Here is a 20,708-nt window from a genome sequence, read left to right as displayed (position 1 = left end):
CTCCATTATAAAAACGCAGCAGGTTTAGTATTAGTATTTTAGAACAAAATTAGTCTAAAACTTTGTATACTTTATCGGACAAACGAACACGAAACGGCACGGCAAACGTAATTTTATCACCTTTAGCTGCTGTTGTATTTTCCTGCCCGTTAACACGCATCGCTTTCACGACTATTTCCTGGTTTCCGGTTGTTGGTCCCGAGATTAAGATTTTGTCACCGGCTTTCATTTCACCATGAGTTAGCGAAAACTGCCCAACGCCTGCTTTGGTAAAGTAATGCTCCGCTACGCCTAAAATCGTTTTTTTGGTTTTGATTTTCTGACGGATGTTTTTCGGTGCTTCTTCTGTAGCCTGAGCCAGAGAAATACCTTCTAAAACCCCTGATTTTTTAAAGGTCAGCGATTCGGATTTTCCTTTACGGAAGATTTTATTCCCTACCTGAAGCCCTTTGCGCTTCTTGATTTGCTCCACTAATGTCAAATGTGTAGTTTCCAAACAATCGGTCGAACAACAGTTTTCCATTTTTTCCGCACATTCGTCACATTGAATGAACAACAAATGACAGGCATCATTGGAACAATTGGTGTGGTTGTCGCACGGTTTTCCGCATTGGTGGCATTGTGCAATGATATCGTTGGTGATGCGCTCGCCCAAACGGTGGTCGAATACGAAATTCTTCCCAATGAACTTGCTCTCAATCCCTTCTTCTTTGATTTGTTTGGCGTAATTAATGATACCGCCTTCCAACTGATACACGTTTTTAAAACCCTGATGTTTAAAATACGCAGAAGCTTTTTCACAACGAATGCCTCCGGTGCAGTACATCACTAGGTTTTTATCTTCTTTGAAATCTTTCAGTTGCTCGTTGATGATCGGTAAGGATTCACGGAAGGTTTCCACATCCGGCGTAATCGCTCCTCTGAAATGGCCTACTTCACTCTCATAATGGTTTCGGAAATCAACAACGATGGTATTCGGATCGTCTAAAATATCATTAAAGGCTTGGGCATTCAAATGAACACCTTTATTGGTTACGTCGAAGGTTTCGTCATTCAACCCGTCGGCTACAATTTTATTACGGACTTTTACCGTTAACTTTAAAAAGGAGTGATCGTCGTGTTCTACCGCCACATTTAAACGAATCCCTTTCATAAAATCGTAAGCCTCCAAGGTATCGCGAAAAGCTTCGAAATTTTCTGCCGGAACAGACATTTGCGCATTAATACCTTCTTTAGCCACATAGGTACGGCCAAGAGCGTCTAGCTTATTCCAAGCTAAAAATAAATCGTTACGAAATTGTTGAGGGTCTTCAATGTGCGCATATTGGTAGAAAGACAAAGTAAGACGCTGCTGACCTGCTTGGTCGATAAGCTCTTTTCTTTCTTCTGCGCTTAAGGTGTTATACAGTTGCATGCTATAAACGTTTAAGTGAGAAATTACAAAATGTCGGGAACTCTAAATGGAAGAATTCGGATGCAAAAATAATCATTTTACGATAATTTCAAAATAGATTGACAATCAGACGCTTGAAAATAAGTTCAATTGTTAATAACATCTTATTTGTAACTTAAAAAAAAACAGTAATTTTAGCAAAATTTAAGTACCATGAGTTCAGAGAAAGAAGCCAAATTAAAAGCCTTACAATTAACATTAGACAAGTTAGACAAAACCTACGGAAAAGGTACCGTAATGAAATTAGGAGATGCTGCTGTGGAAGAAGTGGATGCTATTCCATCAGGTTCTCTTGGGGTAGATTTAGCCCTTGGGGTTAACGGATATCCGCGCGGAAGAATCATCGAAATCTACGGACCGGAATCGTCAGGTAAAACAACTTTAACCTTACACGCCATTGCTGAAGCTCAAAAAGCGGGAGGCCTAGCAGCCTTTATCGATGCAGAACACGCTTTCGATCGTTTTTATGCCCAAAAACTAGGAGTGGATATCGACAATCTTATCATATCCCAGCCGGATAACGGAGAACAAGCTTTAGAAATCGCGGAAAACCTAATCCGTTCAGGCGCGATTGATTTAGTTGTCATTGACTCCGTAGCGGCTCTAACACCAAAAAGTGAAATCGAAGGTGAAATGGGCGATTCCAAAATGGGATTGCACGCGCGTTTGATGTCGCAGGCACTTAGAAAATTAACCGCTACCATTAACAAGACGAATTGTACCGTTTTCTTCATCAACCAGTTGCGTGAAAAAATTGGCGTAATGTTCGGAAATCCAGAAACCACAACGGGTGGTAATGCGTTGAAATTTTACGCATCGGTTCGTATTGACATCCGTAAATCTACACAGATTAAAGATGGTGAAACCGTATTAGGTAACCGTACCAAAGTGAAAATCGTCAAAAACAAAGTAGCACCTCCGTTCCGTACCGCAGAATTTGACATTATGTACGGGGAAGGGATTTCCAAAACCGGAGAAGTACTGGATTTGGCTGTAGAGTTTGAGATCATTAAAAAGAGTGGTTCGTGGTTCAGCTACGGCGATACCAAATTAGGACAAGGACGTGATGCCGTAAAAGCATTAATTAAAGACAACCCCGAATTGATGGACGAATTGGAACAAAAAATCAAAGAATATATTAAAGAACAAAATGCATAATAAAAAAATCCCGAAAATTTTCGGGATTTTTTTATTATGCGACGCAACCCTTTTATAAATATCTCATCTTCTTTATAAAGAACATGTTGAATATGAAGAATCTTTTACTTTTTTTACTGTTTACACTATTGCTGTCTTGTCAGCCGGAAGAAACAGAAACTGTAACCTATGAATTACTTCCCGTTACCGAAGTAACCATGCCCGCAAGCTTTAAGGTGAACCGTACAGCAAATATTCAGGTGAAGTTTACAAGACCTACAGGCTGTCATGCTTTTAATAAATTCTATTCGGAAAAAGAAGCGACGAGCAACAAAGTAGCAGTTGAATCGGTGATCTTTGAAAACGCAGGAAAAGAATGCCCTGCAATTAACGGAAATGCAACAGTAACAAATAATTACAAGTTTACTCCAGACGCAATCGGTCCTTACACCTTACAGTTTTGGAACGGTAAAGATGCTAACGGAGAAGATGTTTTTTTAACTTACGAAATTGATGTAACCGACCAATAGTGCGGTAAAGTTTTGGGATTAGAACAAATTGTCATAGAATGTCAGAAGAACAGTCCGGTTGCTCAGGAACAACTGTACAGGCTTCTTGCGTCCAAAATTTTTGGAGTTTGTTTAAAATATTCCCGTAGTCGCGATGAAGCGGAAGACAATTTACAGGATGGTTTTATCCTGATTTTTGAAAAGATACACAAATTCGAATTTAAAGGCTCATTTGAAGGTTGGGCAAAAAGAGTAGTAATAAACTACATTCTTCAAAAATACCGTACCGAAGGTGTTTTTGAAATATTACACGAGAATGTTCCAGATGTTCCTGTTGTTGATGTCGAAGAAGATTCTCTATCCATGGATTATTTAGTTTCACTAATCCAGCAACTACCGGATCGGTACCGGTTGGTTTTTAATCTTTATGTGATTGACGATTATTCCCATAAGGAAATTGCTGAAATGTTAAACATTAATATTGGTACATCAAAATCAAATTTAGCAAGAGCGCGAATGATTTTAAAAGAGAAAATCGAGTCACAACAAGCAAGTAATAAAATTAAGTCTGCAAAATGAGTGAGAGAAATAACATAGACAGACTCTTTCAGGAAAAATTTAAAGATTTCGAAGTTGCTCCACCAGAGAAGGTTTGGGGTAACATCCAATCTAAAATGTCCAAAAAGGACAAGAAGTTTAACATACTTCCTTTGTTCCTTATCCTAAGTGGTTTTGCCGCTGTGGTGGTCATTGGATTATCCGTAACGAACACGTTCCGATTTAATCCGTTTAATTCCGGTTCAGAGACTGTCACTAATAAAGAAGAGGCATTAGACTTAGAGACAACAAATCCAAACCCTGCTGTCGTTTCAACTTCTGATGCAAATCAGGATGCGAATTTGTCTCCTGCAGAAACACAAACTTCTTCAAAAAACAGTGCTGCAACTTACAACAATAAAAAGGTGACATCTTCTGTTGTAAATACTGGCAACGACAACCAAAAGAACAATTCGGTTGCTTCTAAAAATTCAGGAATCAACAATAACGAAAGTGAAAGAAACACCGGTGCAAAACAGCCGATCGCGGTTCAAGCCGGTTCAGTCCAAAATTCTGAAATTGTTAAAAACGCCGAAAACAAAGGCACAGACAAAAACAAAACCGATATTGACAAACGCAATGCCGATATTGTAACCGAAACAGAATCCGATTGGCTGTATGAAAACAATTCACAGTCTAAGATTGCTTACGAAACCAGAAATAACCATCCGCGAAATGCAACAGGGAAAGAAACGAATACAGGACGCAAAGCCGATTCCAAAAACACTGTAAGCAACGGAATGGAAAGAAATACAAACGAACAAAACCGAAATGATGCAGTAACCTTTATATCTACAACATCAGAAGATGTCGTAGCAAAAGATTCGATTGCCTTAACAACCGGTGAAATTGTGGAAGTTGTAACACCGGAAGAAACGGAAGAAAAACCAAGAGAAGAGAAGAAAAAAGAGCATAAAATTATCGTTTCTACTTTGTTCTCTCCGGTTTACATGAATTTAAATGGTTATGGATCAGCTTTGGATGCAAAATTCAATGACAATTCAAAATCGTACCGTACAAGTGTGAGCTATGGTGTGGGTATCATGTACCCGATAAACAACAAATGGTCGGTACGTACTGGACTGAACATTTTAAATTTTGAATACAACACCAATGATATTGTTTTTTATGAATCCCAAAACGGTGCCGGATTACAATATGTAAACGAAAACGGATTTGGATCTGGGGTGACTGTATCCAATACCAATCCAAAAGGAATTCCTCAGAATGGAGGACAAGTGGTTACCACTTTACATTCGGGTGAACTCAACCAAAAAATTGGATATGTAGAACTTCCAGTAGAGGTTTCTTATAAAATCCTAAACAAGCGTTTCACTGTAGATGTAATCGGAGGCTTCAGCTCAATGTTCTTAAACGACAATCGTGTTTCCTTAGTATCATCAACAACAAACACTACTATTGGCGAGGCAAATAACCTGAACAAGGTACACTTCAGCAGTAACGTAGGTGTTGGTTTCCGATATGGGTTCCTGAAATCTTTTCAGGCCAATTTCGAACCAATGTTTAAATATCAGTTCAATACATTCAGTAACGAATCCGGAGATTTCAAACCTTACTTTTTTGGTTTATACACCGGACTTAGTTACCGTTTTTAAAATAAATAATAAAAGTTAGTTAAGTTAAGTTTTAGTTAGGTTGTTTTAATCTGTGGTGGGTTAAAACGTAAAAAGGCACTCTTTTGGGTTAGAGTGTCTTTTTTATTTTTACTATTTGCTGTTTTCGAATTGTTGTAATTGCGTCAATATGATTTCCCGTATCTGATGCTTAATTTCACCTTTATGTTCCATACCTTTTCCTGACGTTTCCACTGGTTTATGGATTTTGATGCGCATCTTACCCGGACTTCCGCTAAAAAAAGTAAACGAAAACCTTTCTTTCACATCGCCAAAAGTCATGGGCAAGATTGGGAGCTGATGCTCGATGGCGATACGAAAGGCTCCATCTTTAAATTCATCAAGTAAAATACTCTCATCCGGTACACCGCCTTCCGGAAAAATGCAAATGCTCAATCCCTGATTGATTCGCTTTTGTGCTCTTTCAAACACTTCAAAACGGCTTTTGGAACTATTACGGTCCACCATAATACAGGTTCTTTTGTAGAAAAACCCAAAAATGGGAAGTTTGACCAATTCTTTTTTACCTACAAACACAAACGGATTATCTTTTACCAGGAGTAACATCAACATCACGTCCATCATCGAGGTGTGGTTGGCTACCAGCATATAACTTTTATGCTTCTCAAGTTCATAGTCTTTTTCCACCTCGTAACGAAAGCCCATCCCATAAAGAATAATTCTGGCCCAGAAGCGCGCCAGAACAAAAAAAAACGGATACGTTCGTTCCGACACTATGGAAAGAAACAATATCGGAAACATAATAATAATCGGAACCGTTACCAATACATAGAACCAAATACGCCAAAGCGTCCAAAAAATGATTTTCATAACTTTCATAGCCTCAAAAATAGCAAATCGGATGCAAGATTTTACCAAAACGATTACCTTTGCCAAAATTATTTTACCATGGCAAAAATCTTAACCGGTGTTCAAAGTACGGGAACACCACACTTAGGAAATCTTTTGGGAGCGATTATACCGGCTATTGAAATGGCCGCCAATCCCCAAAACGAATCGTTTCTTTTTATTGCCGATTTGCATTCGGTAACCCAGATTAAGGATGGGAAAACGTTGCGTGAAAACACCTATAGTGTCGCTGCAGCTTGGCTTGCATGTGGTTTAGATGTAAACAAAGTTACTTTTTACCGTCAGAGTGATGTACCACAAACAGCCGAATTGTCATGGTATTTGAGCTGCTTCTTCCCATTCCAACGCTTAACACTGGCACACTCTTTTAAAGATAAAGCCGACCGTTTGGACGATGTGAATGCCGGGTTATTTACCTATCCAATGCTAATGGCAGCTGACATTTTATTGTACGATGCCAATTTCGTTCCCGTAGGAAAAGACCAATTGCAGCATTTGGAAATAACGCGCGATGTAGCTTCGCGTTTCAACCACCAAATGGGAGAAACTTTTGTGTTACCAGAAGCTAAAATTGAAGAGAACATCATGATTATTCCCGGAACGGATGGCGAAAAAATGAGTAAGTCCAGAAATAATTTCATCAATATCTTTTTGGACGACAAAGCATTACGCAAACAAGTTATGGCCATTGTAACCGACAGCACGCCACTGGAAGCTCCAAAAAATCCGGACACTTGCAATGCTTTTGCTTTGTACAAATTACTGGCTTCCCCGGAGCAAACCGAGATCATGAGAGCTAACTATTTAGGAGGAAACTACGGCTATGGTCATGCCAAACAAGCCTTGTTTGAAGTAATTCTTGAAAAATTCAAAACAGAGAGAGAAAAATACAATTATTACATCAACAATTTAGAGGAGCTCGATCACTTATTGAAAATGGGTGCTGAAAAGGCACATAAAGTAGCGGATGGCGTTTTGGCCAAAGTACGCGAAAAATTAGGGTACTAAATCTGCAATCACATATCTTGCCACGAATACAAGACTCGCAACCAAATATCGAGTTGCGCTTGTATTCGTGGCTTTTTTAAATCGCTTCAAACAATTTACCAGGCAACGGTCGAACCACACCTTTCAATTCCATACTCAGCAGAATGGTTGCTAATTTATAAATCGGAAGTTGGCATTCCAATGCAATACTATCAAGTACTTCCTTTCCGGATTGCTGCAGAAAATCGTAAACCAATTGTTCTTCAGCTTCCAAAGTCACAAAAAGTTGTTTTTGTACCATCTTGTTGGGAACCGTCGCGTTCAATTCCCAACTCAGCATGTAAATCAGATCGGCGGCGGATGTTAACAAATGTGCCCGTTGTGTCTTAATGAGCATATTGCATCCCTGGCTGTATTTATCACTGGTTCTTCCTGGCACAGCAAAGACATCGCGATTGTAGTCATTGGCAATGCTCGCAGTGATAAGGGAGCCTCCTTTTTCCGCACTTTCAATCACCACTGTTGCCTCAGACATCCCGGCAACGATACGGTTTCGCTTTACAAAATTTTCTCGCTCCGGATTAGAGTTGCTCCAGAACTCGGTTAAAAAACCACCGTTTTGTTCCATCTTGGCCACATATTTTTTATGCGCCTTAGGATAGATCTGATTCAGGCCATGTGCCAGAACACCTATGGTTTGAAGTTTATGATCTAAAGCCGCTTGGTGTGCCACAATATCCACACCGTAAGCAAAACCACTAACAATTACGGGATTTAAAGGTGCCAATTCTTCAATCAGCTTTCGGGTAAAATCTACACCGTAACTGGTAATTTTCCTTGTACCTACAATGGAAATAATTTTTTGATTTCCCAGACAGATTCGACCTGATTGAAATAAAACGGTTGGACTGTCTACACAGTGTTTTAAACGATCCGGATAGTCATTATCCAGATAAAAAACATAATTTATATTTTCCCTCTCCATATAATCAAGCTCCGATTGCGCTAAAGCAAAAACTTTTTTATCCTGAAGGTTTCGGAACAATACTTCACCAACGCCATCGAGTGTCAGCAGTTGTTTTTTGGTTCTGGAAAATACTTTTTCGGCAGAACCACAGTGGTTAATGAGTTTCTTGGCAACAATGTCACCAACCCCTTCTACCTTGAGCAGGGCTAAGGTGTAAAATAAATCGGATGTGGTCATGGCGTATAATAAAATTCAAAGTAAAGCAATTATAAATTAATTTGAAATAAAAAGACTACAAAAAATAAAATAGCATCCCCTCTAGCCCTGATTATAGTGGAAACTAATTTTTCATTAGTTGCAACGGAAAGCGGGAAAATGGATTCCCAAAAAACCTAACCCATTCGCTCCCAAAATCTTAGTCCAAAAAATAAAATTGTTAATAAAATTTGTTGATAATTTTTGGTTGCGCACCTTGAATAATTAAATTTGTATCTATGAAGATTGAAAAATACATTTCTGCTTTACTCTATCGCTATCAGTGCGTTACTGTGCCCGGTTTTGGTGCGTTTCTGACGGAAATCCGTTCGGCACAGCTGGATGCAAACAGTACTACCTTTTTTCCGCCTAAAAAAGTGGTTTCGTTTAACCCGCATCTGAAAAACAATGACGGTTTACTCGCGAATCATGTTGCTTTACAGGAAAAAATCTCCTACGATGAAGCGGTTACGGCCATTCAGCAGGAGGTCCTGTTGTGGATTGAAAGTTTGCAACGCAGAGAAACTGTAGCGTTAAAAGACATCGGAACCATGACGGTAAATTCGGAATGGAACTGGGTTTTTGAGCCGGTAACTTCTGTAAATTATTTGGCGGATGCTTTTGGTTTAAGCGCCGTGGCTTTCCCGTCCGTTAAACGCGAGGTCTTAAAAGCACAGATTGCAGAACTGGAAGAAAAAGCACCCATCGTTTTTACTCCGGAAAGAAAGAAAAATTATTCCTATCTTAAATACGCAGCAGTTTTTGCGGTGATGTTAGGGTGTGGCGGTGCAGCTTACAACTACCAATACAACCAACAATTGACTAATGACACCCTGATGGCAGAAAAAGCCGTACAGGAAAAAGTACAGCACAAAATCCAGGAAGCTACTTTTTTTATTGAAAATCCACTTCCGGCAGTTACTTTGAATTTAAAAGAAAACAGCAGAAAACCGTACCATGTGGTAGCCGGTTCTTTTCAGAATGAGGCGAATGCCAACAAAATATTCCAAGAACTGAAAGCCTTGGGCTATGAACCTATCCGTTTGGAAAAGAATCAGTTTGGTCTGTATCCGGTTTTATACGGTAGTTTTTCGAGTTATACCGAAGCGCAAAACCAAATGAAAGAAATTCAGAAAGCACACAACAAAGAAGCATGGGTACTGATCAAAGAATTATAAAATTACGAAATCCTCAATTTTTGAGGATTTTTTTATTTCTTTATTGCTAACTTTGCAAAAAACAATCACAATGCAAGAGAAATCCCCATCTGATTCCCTTACCACACTGACTGACTTAGTGTTGCCGGGAGAAACCAATCCTTTGAACAATCTATTTGGTGGCGAGCTGTTAGCGCGAATTGACCGTGCAGCCAGCATTACCGCAAGGAGGCATTCCCGAAGAATTTGTGTAACGGCTTCCGTAAATCATGTGGCGTTTAACCGTGCCATTCCCCTTGGAGCTGTGGTAACGATTGAATCGAAAGTGTCACGCACCTTCACCAGTTCGATGGAAATTGTAATTGATGTTTGGACGGAAGATAGGGAATCGGGCATAAAAAACAGTGCCGGGACCGCGATTTACACCTTTGTGGCCGTAGACGACACCGGAAACCCAGTTCCAGTTCCCCCGGTAATCCCACAAACCGACGAAGAAAAAAATCGTTTTGATGCCGCTTTAAGAAGAAAACAATTGAGTTTGATATTGGCTGGAAAAATGAAACCTTCTGACGCAACAGAATTGAAAGCGTTATTTGCCGGAGAATAATTTAGAAAAAACAAAAATTAAAAAAAGCCGTTCGGAATTTGAACGGCTTTTTTTATTACATATTATTAATCCAACTCTGTGGGTTGAGAATCGTCGTGTTTTGATAAATTAAAAGTTTCATCGTGGCTTTCCCCTCTGAACTCACATGGATTTTTCCGATTACTTGTTTTGCGGCAACTTTATCACCAATGGACACGGAAACATTACTTAAATTTTGATATACTGTAATATAATCTCCATGCTGAATCATAACCACTTTGGTGTTGCTGCTTTTCTGCATTATCTGAACACTCATAACGGTTCCTGTGAAAATTGCCCTTGCGCTGGAGCCCGCTTCGGTAGCGATTTCCACCCCGGAATTCGTAATGGTCAAATCGGGATAAGCCGGGTGCGCGTGAGTACCGAATGCCGAATACACATATCCTTTCTCCACTGGCCATGGCAAACGTCCGCGATTCGCTTTGAAGTTATCTGCCAACAATTGGCCTTCTGTCGTTAATACGAATTTAGTGGAAGAACCTGAATCTGATTTCACAACCGATTTCCCGGACTCTTTCGCTTTTTTATTTGCTGCTGCAATTGCTTCCCGAATCATTCGCTGGATTTGCGCGTCAATTTTTCTTGTTTCAGCCTGCATCTTTTTAATTTCGGCTGTATATTTTCTCTTGTCCTTCTGTACAATTTTTGCTAAACGCTGCTGTTCAGCACGATCTTTTTCAAATTCTTTTTTCTCTTTTTCACTCTCCACCAAGACTTTTTCCTTGGCTTTCTTCTTGACTTCCAATTTGTTGGTAGCCACTTCCAATTGTCCGGTTTTTATTTTGATCTCATCACCCTGCATTTTTCGGAAACCGGCATATTGCTTCATGTATTGCATTCGCTTGTAAGCCTGTAGAAAATTTTCCGAAGAAAGCACAAACATGATACGGCTTTGCTCCGATCGGCTTTTATACGATTTAACAATCATTTTGGAATAATCATCTTTCAACTCTTTTAATTCGCGATTCAACTTATTGATTTCCAATTGTTTTAAATAAATATCATCCGAAAGCAATCGCTTCTGCTTCGAAGTTGTGTTGATCAATTTTTCACTCAACCGGATTTTAGCGCTCTGTTGTGCAATCTGCCCAAGGATGTTTTTTTCCTTCTTCTTTTCCATTTGCAACAAACGCTGCATTTCCTGCATTTCTTTCTGAAGCTGGGCTTTTCGTTCTTCTAATTGACGTTGCTTTTCATCACCGGGTTGTGCCCAGGTTGCTGCGGTTATACAAAAGAAAAATAGGGTAAAAAGGAGTCTGCGCATTGTTACAAATTTTGGCATTTAATCAATAAATATTTGTTCGTAGCCTTCCGGTACATCGTATGTAAACGACAAATCCTCGTTGAAGGTTACGTTGTTATAATTAATTTTTATGTTTACTTTTTCCTTTTGAAAGGCTTCAATAAAAATTTCGGAAGGATAAATTCCTTTAGGCGATTCTTTGTGGGACGGGTAACTGACTTCTACCGAACGCTCCTCATCTTTTTGGGCAACGACTTCTTTTTTTAGCAAAAAGTTGGCCCCTTCAAACATGAATATTTTCTCAGTACTTTCCGTTTCGGAACTTTTCAGAACATGCAGTCCGCTTTGAATACTTTCCACATATTTTCCTTTGGTCAAATCATCAAGGGCTTGTCCCAAAAGTAGGTTTTGTACTTTATCAAAATCCAGATCAGTACCTAACCAATCGCTCAGTAATTTATAATTACCCTGAAAATATTTTCCGTTTATTTTTTCGTAGTAGCTCACTTCCTCCGGCGTGATTAAGGCCTTGGCCATGGTAATCCCAAAGAAACGGACAATTATAAGAATCTTTTCGTCTTTTTTAATACGTACTTCTGCCGTTACATTTTGCGATTGTTTCTCGTCTTCATAACGTGCACTGGCCTTAAAATTGGCAGTTTTAAAATCCTTTTTGTTGGCGTAATGCCCCATGATTACAGCCGATGACGATGCTTCATTCGCAACCGGTGTACCCGAAACAACAGCCTGCTTAGATTTACAGGAAATCAGTAAAAAAAGTCCGAAGACGATCAGTATTTTTTGCATTATTTTTTTGATTTAAGCAGCTGCTCCGCTTTTGTGAAATAAAGGTCTTTGTTTTTTTTATCACCTAACCCATTGTAGGCCTCTCCCAACTGCACATTGAAATTAATTTCCAACTCCAGATCATCCACTACAAAATCTATACCTGATTTTAAAAACGTAACCGCATCCCCGAAATTTTTTTGTTGGTTGTTGGCCAGTCCGGCAAAATAGTACAACCGCGCTTGTGTCGGAAACAATTCTATATATTCCAATGCCTTTTTGCCTACAAGATCGAACTGTCCTTTATCAGTATAGGCCTGCAACAAAATTTCCACTGTGGAAACATCATCTTTATACATCTTAAGGCTCTTAAGGAGATAGGTAATGGCCACATCGGTCTTTTTCTTGTTCAGAAAGAAAATCCCCACCTCTTTATTTACATTTACCTCTTCACTGTCGCTGAAATAGTCGGTAGCGGTATTGAGTTCGTTGTAAAAAGTATTGGTATTGTTGACAAAAATCAGGAATTCGTTTAAAATTCGATGTTTGATTTTATTATCAATCTTTCTGCTTTTCAAGGCTTTGAACATCGATTGTGCCGCCTTGGCTCCATCACGGTTGTTCAGATGAAACTTAAATAGAGTGACCTGAGCCCAATCGGAATCCGGAATGGCAGCTTCAAGTTTTTGGGCCACTTCCATGGCTTTTTCTTCCTGATTGCTTTCCGAATAAATATAAATCAGCTGGATGTAATTTTGCTCGTCTTTGGGATTTTTGCGAATGGCTTCTTCCAATTGTTCCTTCTGCGGATTTTTATACCGTCGGTCGTTGGTAATCTGCAGTTTATACAACTCCAAGGTAGAACTGATTCCAACGGTACGCTCCATTTCCTCAATTAAAAACAAGGCCTTATCGTATTGTTGGGTATACATATACAGGGAAACCAAATCGTCCTGAAATTTCTTGTCGAACTCGATTAACTTCTGCACCACACTGATGGAACTGTTGTAATCTTTGGTTTCATAATACACATCATACAAACCGTTCCAGTACCAACGCTCTTTCGGATTCATGTCGATGGCCTTTTTAAAGGCATTTTCCGCTTCCGGATACCGCTTTAAAGAAAGGAAGTTTTTCCCAAGTTCATTATAAAGTGCCGGGTTGTTGGGCTGTAACTGAATACATTCGTGCATTGCTGCAATAGCTTTATCGTAGTTTTCGATAGCCTTCTGTTTCAGCGATTCATAAAAATGATTTTCAAAGGCGTCACTTTTCATAGCAATATCATCCGGATTGTCCTGCGCGCCAACGTTCATCGGCAACATCAGAAATCCAAGTATTAAAAATGCTATGATACGCTTGCTGTTCATTTTTACTAATCTAAAACAGAATAATCTCCAATACTGACACTTTTGAACTCTCCGTTAAACGAAGCGTGATTCCCAATCATGGCGTTATCCAGATTGGCGTTTTTGATGTGGGCATGCGTTTGTACCAAACTGTTTTTAATCTTCGTATTGGTCAGGTGCGTTGCCTTGCCTAACGATACATTCGGACCAACTACGGAATTGATTAAAACAACATCATCCCCGATAAAACAAGGTGGAATGATGGTTGAGTTTTCAATACGAACAGTACCTGAAACCAAAGCCACGCCGTCTTTTTCAAGAAAATTCAGCATTCTGGTGTTGGTCTCCACGGTAACGTCTTTGTTACCACAGTCCATCCATTCGTCTACTTTTCCAGGCACAAATTTCAGGCCTTTCTGCTTCATGTTTTCCAGACCGTCCGTTAGTTGGTACTCGCCTCCTTTCACTACATTATTATCTAATAAATATTGCAACTCGGCTCGAAGGGTTTCACCGCTTTTAAAATAATAAATTCCGATAATGGCTAAATCCGATACGAATGCTGTAGGTTTTTCCACGAAATCTACAATCTGATTGTTCTCATTTAGTTGTACCACACCGAAAGCGCTGGGATCTTCCACTTGTTTTACCCAGATTACACTGTCGGCTGTAGTATCTAACGTAAAATCAGCACGGAATAGTGTGTCGGCATACGCCACTACTATCGGACCACTCATACTTTCTTTGGCACACATAATCGCGTGTGCTGTTCCCAAGGCTTCGTTCTGGTAATAAATGGTTCCTTTGGATCCTAATTTTTCAGCGATAGCAACTAAGTCTTTTTCTACAGGTTTCCCAAAACTTTCGTGAATGATAAAAGCAATTTCGTCTATTTTCTGATCAATAACACCGGCAATATCCTCTACCAAACGGTGCACAATTGGCTTTCCGGCAATGGGGATTAAAGGCTTCGGTATGGTTAAGGTGTGTGGACGCAAACGGGATCCGCGTCCGGCCATGGGTACTATTATTTTCATGCTTTTGTCTTAAAAGATTAAAAAAATAAATGATTAACAAAGTAAAGCAATCATTCAATCTTTACATTATTCAATAAATCTATTTCACTCCGGTACTTCCGAATCCGCCTTCTCCTCGTGAGGTTTCGGAAAGTTCAAACGTTTCCTGCCATTCGGCTCTTTCGTGCTTCGCAATGATTAATTGGGCAATGCGCTCGCCATTTTCTACAACGAAAGTCTCATTGGATAAATTTACCAAAATCACACCTATTTCGCCACGGTAATCAGCGTCCACAGTACCCGGTGAATTTAAAACGGTAATGCCTTTTTTAAACGCCAGACCGCTTCTCGGACGCACCTGCGCTTCGTAACCGATCGGCAATTCGATGAAAAGTCCGGTCTTCACTAACGCTCTTTCTAAAGGTTGTAATGTAATTGGCTCGGTAATATTGGCACGTAAATCCATCCCGGCAGAAGCATGGGTTTCATAACTTGGCAACGGATGTTCCGATTTATTGATGATTTTAATGATCATTGTGATAATTTAATAAAGTCTAAAAATAAAAAATTTAAGCGGTTTTTCGCTTAAGAATGCGCAGTAAAGTTTCTTTTTCGTTATAGTAGATGAAATAACTGAAAGCAAGAATAGCCGCAATGCCGAAAATATAGTTTTCACGAAAAACATCTACGTAAAAAGAAAGTCCCGCCAAAACGGTTGAAAGTCCTAAATAACCAAAAATTCTTTTTTTATCGTACGGAATCGGATAGTACTTGTTGCCCAGATAATATGAAATAAACATCATAGAGCCATAGGCAGCCAAAGTAGCAATGGCCGAACCCATATAACTGAATTCCGGTATCAGTAAATAGTTCAGGGCTAACGTAATAATCGCCCCTACAACTGAAATATAAGCGCCAACTTTCGTTTTATCGATCAATTTGTACCAAACGGAAAGACTGGTGTAAATACCCAAAAAGAAATTCGCCAAAATAATTAACGGAACTACTTTCATGGCTTCCCAATACTCGCTGTTTCCAATCAGGATTACTTTCAGCACATCGGAGAACACAACCACGCCCAACAAAATCAAAGAACCGAAGATTACAAAATATTTAGTAATAGTTGCATACGTCTGTGGCGCATTTTCATTACCGGCATGACTGAAGAAAAAAGGTTCAATTCCCAGCGTATAAGCCTGTCGAAACAATACCATAAACAATCCGATTTTATAACAGGCCGCATAAGCTCCTACTTCGGCTTTGGCAATGCTCTCCGGCAATAAGTTCCCCAATAGTATTTTATCAAAATGTTCATTGATACCAAAAGCCAAACCTGCGAAAAGAATCGGCCAACCGTACTGTAGCAGCTGTTTCCAAAGTGCAAAATCGAAGCGCCATTTCAGCGAAAAATAATCCGGGAGAAATGCTAAAAGGGTTACCAAACTGGCAATCAGGTTGGCAATGAAAATATATCCTACCTGAAAATCATCAAGATAGAAACCACTCCAAAAACTTTCAGGGTTTGATTGTGCTATTTTAGGCAAGAAGTACAACAAAAATACATTTAATCCTAAATTGATAAGAACATTACCGATTTTAATCACGGCGTATTTTACAGGTCTTTGAAAGGCACGGAGTTTTGAAAAAGGAATGATGCTTAAGGCATCCAAAACCAAAATCCAAATAGCATAGGTTACATATTGTGTTTCAACATTTGCCCAATTCGCCAACGTATTTCGAAACAACAGCGCAAGGGCTAAAAAAACCATGGATGTCGTGAAAATAGAAATCGTAGTGGTTTCGATAACTTTGTTCTTATCCTCTTCTTTGTTATAGAATCTGAAAAACGAGGTTTCCATACCGTAAGACAGAATAACATTAAAGAAAACCATCAGCGATAGTACAATCGTTACATCGCCATAGGCCGTCGTAGGCATCAGATCCGTATGCAAACGGACAAGTAAAAAACTTAACATGCGCGGAAGCACCGTAGCAATTCCGTAAATAACAGTTTGTTTGAAAAGGTTTTTGTATAAACTCAACGGATTGGATTTTGACTAATGATAAACAAATGTACTTAAAAAAAGAAGCATAAAAAAAGAGCTAAACAAATGTTCAGCTCTTTTATGGTATTGTATTGAAAATCTTAGTTGTTCAACGCTGCGCTGTTTTTCAATCTGAAAGATTTTGACAAATTTTTCTAATTGTTCAACGCTTCCGCTCCTCCTACAATTTCCAAGATCTCTCCTGTAATGGCAGCCTGACGCGCTTTGTTGTACGTAAGTTTCAACTGGTTTCTTAAATCGGTAGCATTATCGGTTGCTTTGTGCATTGCCGTCATACGTGCTCCGTGCTCGGAAGCGAAGGAATCACGAATCGCTTTGTACAATTGTGTTTTTAATGATTTAGGAATCAAGGTTAACACGATTTCCTCTTTTGAAGGTTCAAAGATATAATCCGAAGAGGCTGCAACTTCTTTACTTTCGAGAGGTGCTAATGGTAGGAACTGCTCCGTAACCACGACTTGAGTCGCTGCATTTTTAAACTGGTTGTACACCAATTCAATTTTGTCGTACTCTCCATCTACGAACAAATGCGTTAACGATTCTGCAATGTGTGCTGCATTATCAAATGTTAAATCGTCGTAAATATCGCTACGGTTAGCAATTACATAATTGGTTTTGTGCAACGCATCGTTTGCTTTTTTACCAATCGCAAAAATACCAACATTGTCCTGACCATAGATTTCCGACAACGCACGTACCTGCTTCAGAACATTCGCATTAAAAGCACCACAAAGACCACGGTTAGAAGTAATAGCAACTACTAAAACCTTTTTCACCTCGCGCTGCTGTGTATACTTTCCTGCGAAATCACCCTCTAAAGAAGCACTCAGGTTTTGAATTAACTCGGTTAATTTTTCGGCATAAGGACGCATTGCTGTAATCGCATCCTGTGCTTTTTTCAACTTTGCTGCAGAAACCATTTTCATCGCCGAAGTAATCTGCATCGTAGATGAAACGGAACTAATCCTGTTACGTATTTCCTTTAAGTTTGCCATTTTTTTCTAGTAATTAGTAACTAGTAATTAGTAATTAGCTGTACACTAATTACTAATCACTTTTCACTCATATTAATATTTTGCAGAAACTTCTTTAGCTACTTTCTCTAAAACATCGGTGATGTTATCGTCGAATTTACCCGCTTTTAAAGCATCTAATATATCTCTGTGTTTTGCGTTTAAGAACTCTAAGTAGTCTTTCTCGAATTCTTTTACTTTGTTCACTGGAACATTTCTTAATAAGTTTTTAGTCCCAGCGTAGATAATCGCCACCTGATCTTCAACCGTAAACGGTGTATTTACCGCTTGCTTCAAGATTTCCACGTTACGCTTACCTTTTTCGATTACGTTCATCGTAGCCGCATCCAAATCCGAACCGAATTTAGCAAATGCCTCTAACTCACGGAATTGTGCCTGGTCTAATTTTAACGTACCGGATACTTTCTTCATCGATTTGATCTGTGCATTACCTCCTACACGAGATACAGAGATACCCACGTTGATCGCCGGACGAACCCCTGAGTTGAATAAATCTGACTCCAAGAAGATCTGACCGTCTGTAATCGAAATTACGTTGGTTGGGATATAGGCAGAAACGTCACCCGCCTGAGTTTCGATGATTGGTAACGCTGTTAACGAACCACCACCTTTAACGATTGGCTTTAACGATTCTGGTAAATCATTCATATTTTTAGCAATGCTGTCATCTGCAATAACTTTAGCAGCACGCTCTAATAAACGGGAGTGTAGGTAGAAAACGTCTCCAGGGTACGCCTCACGACCCGGTGGTCTTCTTAACAACAAAGACACCTCACGGTAAGCTACCGCTTGTTTTGATAAATCATCATAAACAATTAAAGCCGGACGACCTGTATCACGGAAGTACTCTCCGATAGCAGCACCTGCCATTGGAGCATACACCTGCATTGGAGCCGGATCGGAAGCATTAGCAGCAACGATAACGGTATACGCCATTGCTCCTTTTTCTTCCAACGTTTTTGCAATACCTGCTACTGTAGACGCTTTTTGCCCTACCGCAACATAGATACAGAATACTGGTTTACCAGCATCGTAGAATTCTTTCTGATTTAAGATGGTGTCAATACAAACTGTTGTTTTACCAGTCTGACGGTCACCAATTACAAGCTCACGCTGACCACGTCCTACCGGAATCATGGCATCTACCGATTTGATACCCGTTTGTAACGGCTCTGTTACCGGCTGACGGAAGATAACTCCCGGCGCTTTTCTTTCTAATGGCATTTCGTAAAGATCACCACCGATTGGGCCTTTACCGTCAATAGGGAAACCTAACGTATCCACTACACGACCAACCATTTGTTCACCAACTTTTAAAGAAGCGATACGCTGCGTTCTCTTTACAGTTGAACCTTCTTTGATTCCTGTTGATGGCCCTAAAAGTACCACACCCACATTGTCCTCCTCAAGGTTCAATACAATAGCCTCCAACCCGTTTTCGAATTGAACTAACTCACCGTATTGTGCATTAGACAAACCGTAAACACGAGCGATACCGTCACCCACCTGAAGAACTGTTCCCACTTCTTCCAAGGTAGCACCTGATTCAAAACCAGATAATTGTTTCTTTAATATTGCTGAAATTTCAGCAGCTTTAATCTCTGCCATTCTGTTTTATAATTTAAACACTTTTCAGTGTGGTAAATACTAATTTAAAAGTTCTCTTCTTAATGTTTGTAATCGGCTTGCAACCGAAGCATTGTATTGTTTATCGCCAATTCGCAACACAAACCCTCCAATGATGGATTCGTCAACAATGTTTTGAATGGTAACTGTCTTATTAGAAAATTCTTTGATTTTCGCCAATACTTTAGCTTCCAATTCCGGAGTGATCGGGAATGCAGTCGTAACTTTCGCCACCTGAATACCGCTCATCTCGTCGAACAACAAATTGTACTGAGAGGCTACCGCCGGTAAAATCTCAAATCTTTTGTTTTCCAACAACAACTGGAACAAACCTTTCGTTTCGTTTTGTGCGGAAGCAAAAATTTCCGATAAAGCCGAAATTTTAACGTCACCCTTAACCGTTGGGTTCGCTAAAAAATCTTTCAACTCTGCGCTATCCGCGATGGATGTGGCGATAGACTTCATGTCATCGTTTACATTCGACGCCTTTCCGTTCGAGTTGGCAATATCTAAAATTGCTTTTGCGTATCTAATCGCTGCTCTTGACATATACGATTAATTTAATTTTACTTCCTCTAACATTTTCTCAACCAAAACCGTTTGAGACTCTTTGTTAGAAAGTTCACCTTTTAATAATTTCTCAGCGATTTCCAAAGAAAGACCCGAAACCTGAGTTTTCAATTCAGCCATAGCTGCATTTTTCTCGCTTTCGATAGATGCTTTCGCCTGCTCGATCATCTTAGCACCTTGAATTTGTGCTTCTGATTTCGCATCAGCAATCATCTTTTCTTTGATTTCACGAGCTTCTTTCAACATCGTGTCTCTCTCTGCACGAGCCTCATCTAACAATCTTTGATTATCAGCTTTAAGGTTCATCATTTCTTTTTTAGCCGTTTCAGCCGACGCAATCGCATCTCTGATTCCTTCTTCTCTTGCCGTGATTGATTCCATGATTGGTTTCCATGCAAATTTCACCAATAAAACAATCAATATCAACAAGATAATTGCCTGCCAAAAAAATAGACCGAATGAAAAATCGTTAATTAACTTCTCCATTATAATGAATATAAAATGATTTAATTTTTTACTTTAAAAACAACACCTGCAACCAACCGTTACAGGTATTGTTTATTGCCTTTATTATTTTCCTAAGATTAAAGCAGCAAATGCTAAACCTTCTAATAAAGCCGCGATGATAATCATCGCAGTTTGGATTTTTCCAGCAGCTTCTGGCTGACGAGCAATAGCGTCCATAGCCGAACCACCGATTTTACCTAAACCTAAACCAGCACCGATTACTACTAAACCTGCACCTACTAAAGTTGGAATAGTTCCCATAAGTATATATATAAAAATTAAACTTCTAAATTAAACAA

General features: G+C 39.4%; 21 protein-coding genes. 7 read left to right on the top strand and 14 right to left on the bottom strand.

From position 1 onward, the window contains the following. Positions 1–49: 49 nt before the first annotated feature. A complete protein-coding gene (gene trhO, locus ABGT15_RS09825; protein ID WP_367231249.1) occupies positions 50–1,414 on the bottom strand; it encodes an oxygen-dependent tRNA uridine(34) hydroxylase TrhO in 1,365 nt (454 codons plus the stop codon). 192 nt (positions 1,415–1,606) lie between these two features. On the opposite strand from trhO, the gene recA reads away from it, so the two are divergent. From recA to ABGT15_RS09805, 4 genes are all read left to right on the top strand, one after another. Then, positions 1,607–2,611: a recombinase RecA gene (gene recA, locus ABGT15_RS09820; protein WP_367231248.1), complete on the top strand. Its 1,005-nt coding sequence runs from the start codon at positions 1,607–1,609 to the stop codon at positions 2,609–2,611. A 92-nt stretch (positions 2,612–2,703) separates the two neighbouring features. Next, the gene (locus tag ABGT15_RS09815; protein WP_367231247.1) at positions 2,704–3,120 is read left to right on the top strand and encodes a hypothetical protein; all 417 of its coding nucleotides are present in this window, start codon (positions 2,704–2,706) and stop codon (positions 3,118–3,120) included. Between the two features lie 12 nt (positions 3,121–3,132). Further along, positions 3,133–3,678: an RNA polymerase sigma factor gene (locus ABGT15_RS09810; RefSeq protein WP_367231246.1), complete on the top strand. Its 546-nt coding sequence runs from the start codon at positions 3,133–3,135 to the stop codon at positions 3,676–3,678. Beyond that, complete coding sequence (locus tag ABGT15_RS09805; RefSeq protein ID WP_367231245.1) at positions 3,675–5,312, top strand: outer membrane beta-barrel protein; 1,638 nt, start codon at positions 3,675–3,677, stop codon at positions 5,310–5,312. Before ABGT15_RS09810 ends, ABGT15_RS09805 begins: the two co-directional genes overlap by 4 nt. Positions 5,313–5,423: 111 nt before the next feature. Here ABGT15_RS09805 and ABGT15_RS09800 read toward each other — a convergent pair whose 3' ends face one another. Then, positions 5,424–6,170: a lysophospholipid acyltransferase family protein gene (locus tag ABGT15_RS09800; protein ID WP_367231632.1), complete on the bottom strand. Its 747-nt coding sequence runs from the start codon at positions 6,168–6,170 to the stop codon at positions 5,424–5,426. Between the two features lie 69 nt (positions 6,171–6,239). On the opposite strand from ABGT15_RS09800, the gene trpS reads away from it, so the two are divergent. Then, a complete protein-coding gene (trpS, locus tag ABGT15_RS09795; RefSeq protein ID WP_367231244.1) occupies positions 6,240–7,208 on the top strand; it encodes a tryptophan--tRNA ligase in 969 nt (322 codons plus the stop codon). 76 nt (positions 7,209–7,284) lie between these two features. On the opposite strand, the gene dprA is transcribed toward trpS, so the two are convergent. Beyond that, a complete protein-coding gene (dprA, locus tag ABGT15_RS09790) occupies positions 7,285–8,391 on the bottom strand; it encodes a DNA-processing protein DprA (protein WP_367231243.1) in 1,107 nt (368 codons plus the stop codon). A 257-nt stretch (positions 8,392–8,648) separates the two neighbouring features. On the opposite strand from dprA, the gene ABGT15_RS09785 reads away from it, so the two are divergent. Beyond that, positions 8,649–9,587, top strand: coding sequence for an SPOR domain-containing protein (locus ABGT15_RS09785; protein WP_367231242.1), 939 nt, complete (start codon positions 8,649–8,651; stop codon positions 9,585–9,587). A gap of 70 nt (positions 9,588–9,657) precedes the next feature. Then, positions 9,658–10,173, top strand: a complete 516-nt coding sequence (locus tag ABGT15_RS09780) for an acyl-CoA thioesterase (protein WP_367231241.1) — start codon at positions 9,658–9,660, stop codon at positions 10,171–10,173. Positions 10,174–10,228: 55 nt separating this feature from the next. On the opposite strand, the gene ABGT15_RS09775 is transcribed toward ABGT15_RS09780, so the two are convergent. From ABGT15_RS09775 to atpE, 11 genes are all read right to left on the bottom strand, one after another. After that, positions 10,229–11,476, bottom strand: a complete 1,248-nt coding sequence (locus ABGT15_RS09775; RefSeq protein WP_367231240.1) for a murein hydrolase activator EnvC family protein — start codon at positions 11,474–11,476, stop codon at positions 10,229–10,231. A gap of 18 nt (positions 11,477–11,494) precedes the next feature. After that, complete coding sequence (locus tag ABGT15_RS09770; protein ID WP_367231239.1) at positions 11,495–12,262, bottom strand: DUF4292 domain-containing protein; 768 nt, start codon at positions 12,260–12,262, stop codon at positions 11,495–11,497. Further along, positions 12,262–13,611, bottom strand: coding sequence for a tetratricopeptide repeat protein (locus ABGT15_RS09765; RefSeq protein WP_367231238.1), 1,350 nt, complete (start codon positions 13,609–13,611; stop codon positions 12,262–12,264). The genes ABGT15_RS09770 and ABGT15_RS09765 overlap by 1 nt, the downstream gene beginning before the upstream one ends. A 5-nt stretch (positions 13,612–13,616) precedes the next feature. Then, positions 13,617–14,627, bottom strand: coding sequence for a sugar phosphate nucleotidyltransferase (locus ABGT15_RS09760; RefSeq protein WP_367231237.1), 1,011 nt, complete (start codon positions 14,625–14,627; stop codon positions 13,617–13,619). A gap of 79 nt (positions 14,628–14,706) precedes the next feature. Then, positions 14,707–15,141, bottom strand: a complete 435-nt coding sequence (gene dut, locus ABGT15_RS09755; RefSeq protein WP_367231236.1) for a dUTP diphosphatase — start codon at positions 15,139–15,141, stop codon at positions 14,707–14,709. Between the two features lie 34 nt (positions 15,142–15,175). Continuing rightward, positions 15,176–16,648: a lipopolysaccharide biosynthesis protein gene (locus tag ABGT15_RS09750; RefSeq protein ID WP_367231234.1), complete on the bottom strand. Its 1,473-nt coding sequence runs from the start codon at positions 16,646–16,648 to the stop codon at positions 15,176–15,178. 158 nt (positions 16,649–16,806) lie between these two features. Continuing rightward, positions 16,807–17,667 (bottom strand): ATP synthase F1 subunit gamma, encoded by an 861-nt coding sequence (atpG, locus tag ABGT15_RS09745; RefSeq protein ID WP_367231233.1) that lies wholly within the window; start codon positions 17,665–17,667, stop codon positions 16,807–16,809. 72 nt (positions 17,668–17,739) lie between these two features. After that, positions 17,740–19,314, bottom strand: coding sequence for a F0F1 ATP synthase subunit alpha (gene atpA, locus ABGT15_RS09740; RefSeq protein WP_367231232.1), 1,575 nt, complete (start codon positions 19,312–19,314; stop codon positions 17,740–17,742). A 39-nt stretch (positions 19,315–19,353) separates the two neighbouring features. Then, a complete protein-coding gene (atpH, locus tag ABGT15_RS09735; RefSeq protein WP_367231231.1) occupies positions 19,354–19,881 on the bottom strand; it encodes an ATP synthase F1 subunit delta in 528 nt (175 codons plus the stop codon). Positions 19,882–19,887: 6 nt separating this feature from the next. Further along, the gene (locus ABGT15_RS09730) at positions 19,888–20,388 is read right to left on the bottom strand and encodes a F0F1 ATP synthase subunit B (RefSeq protein WP_367231230.1); all 501 of its coding nucleotides are present in this window, start codon (positions 20,386–20,388) and stop codon (positions 19,888–19,890) included. 84 nt (positions 20,389–20,472) lie between these two features. Further along, positions 20,473–20,670, bottom strand: a complete 198-nt coding sequence (gene atpE, locus ABGT15_RS09725; RefSeq protein WP_008465835.1) for an ATP synthase F0 subunit C — start codon at positions 20,668–20,670, stop codon at positions 20,473–20,475. Positions 20,671–20,708: the final 38 nt, after the last annotated feature.

This window comes from Flavobacterium enshiense, assembly GCF_040750275.1.
GTDB lineage: Bacteria > Bacteroidota > Bacteroidia > Flavobacteriales > Flavobacteriaceae > Flavobacterium > Flavobacterium enshiense_B.
Note: the sequence above shows the minus strand (reverse complement) of the source record. Positions and strands in the feature narration are given on the sequence as shown.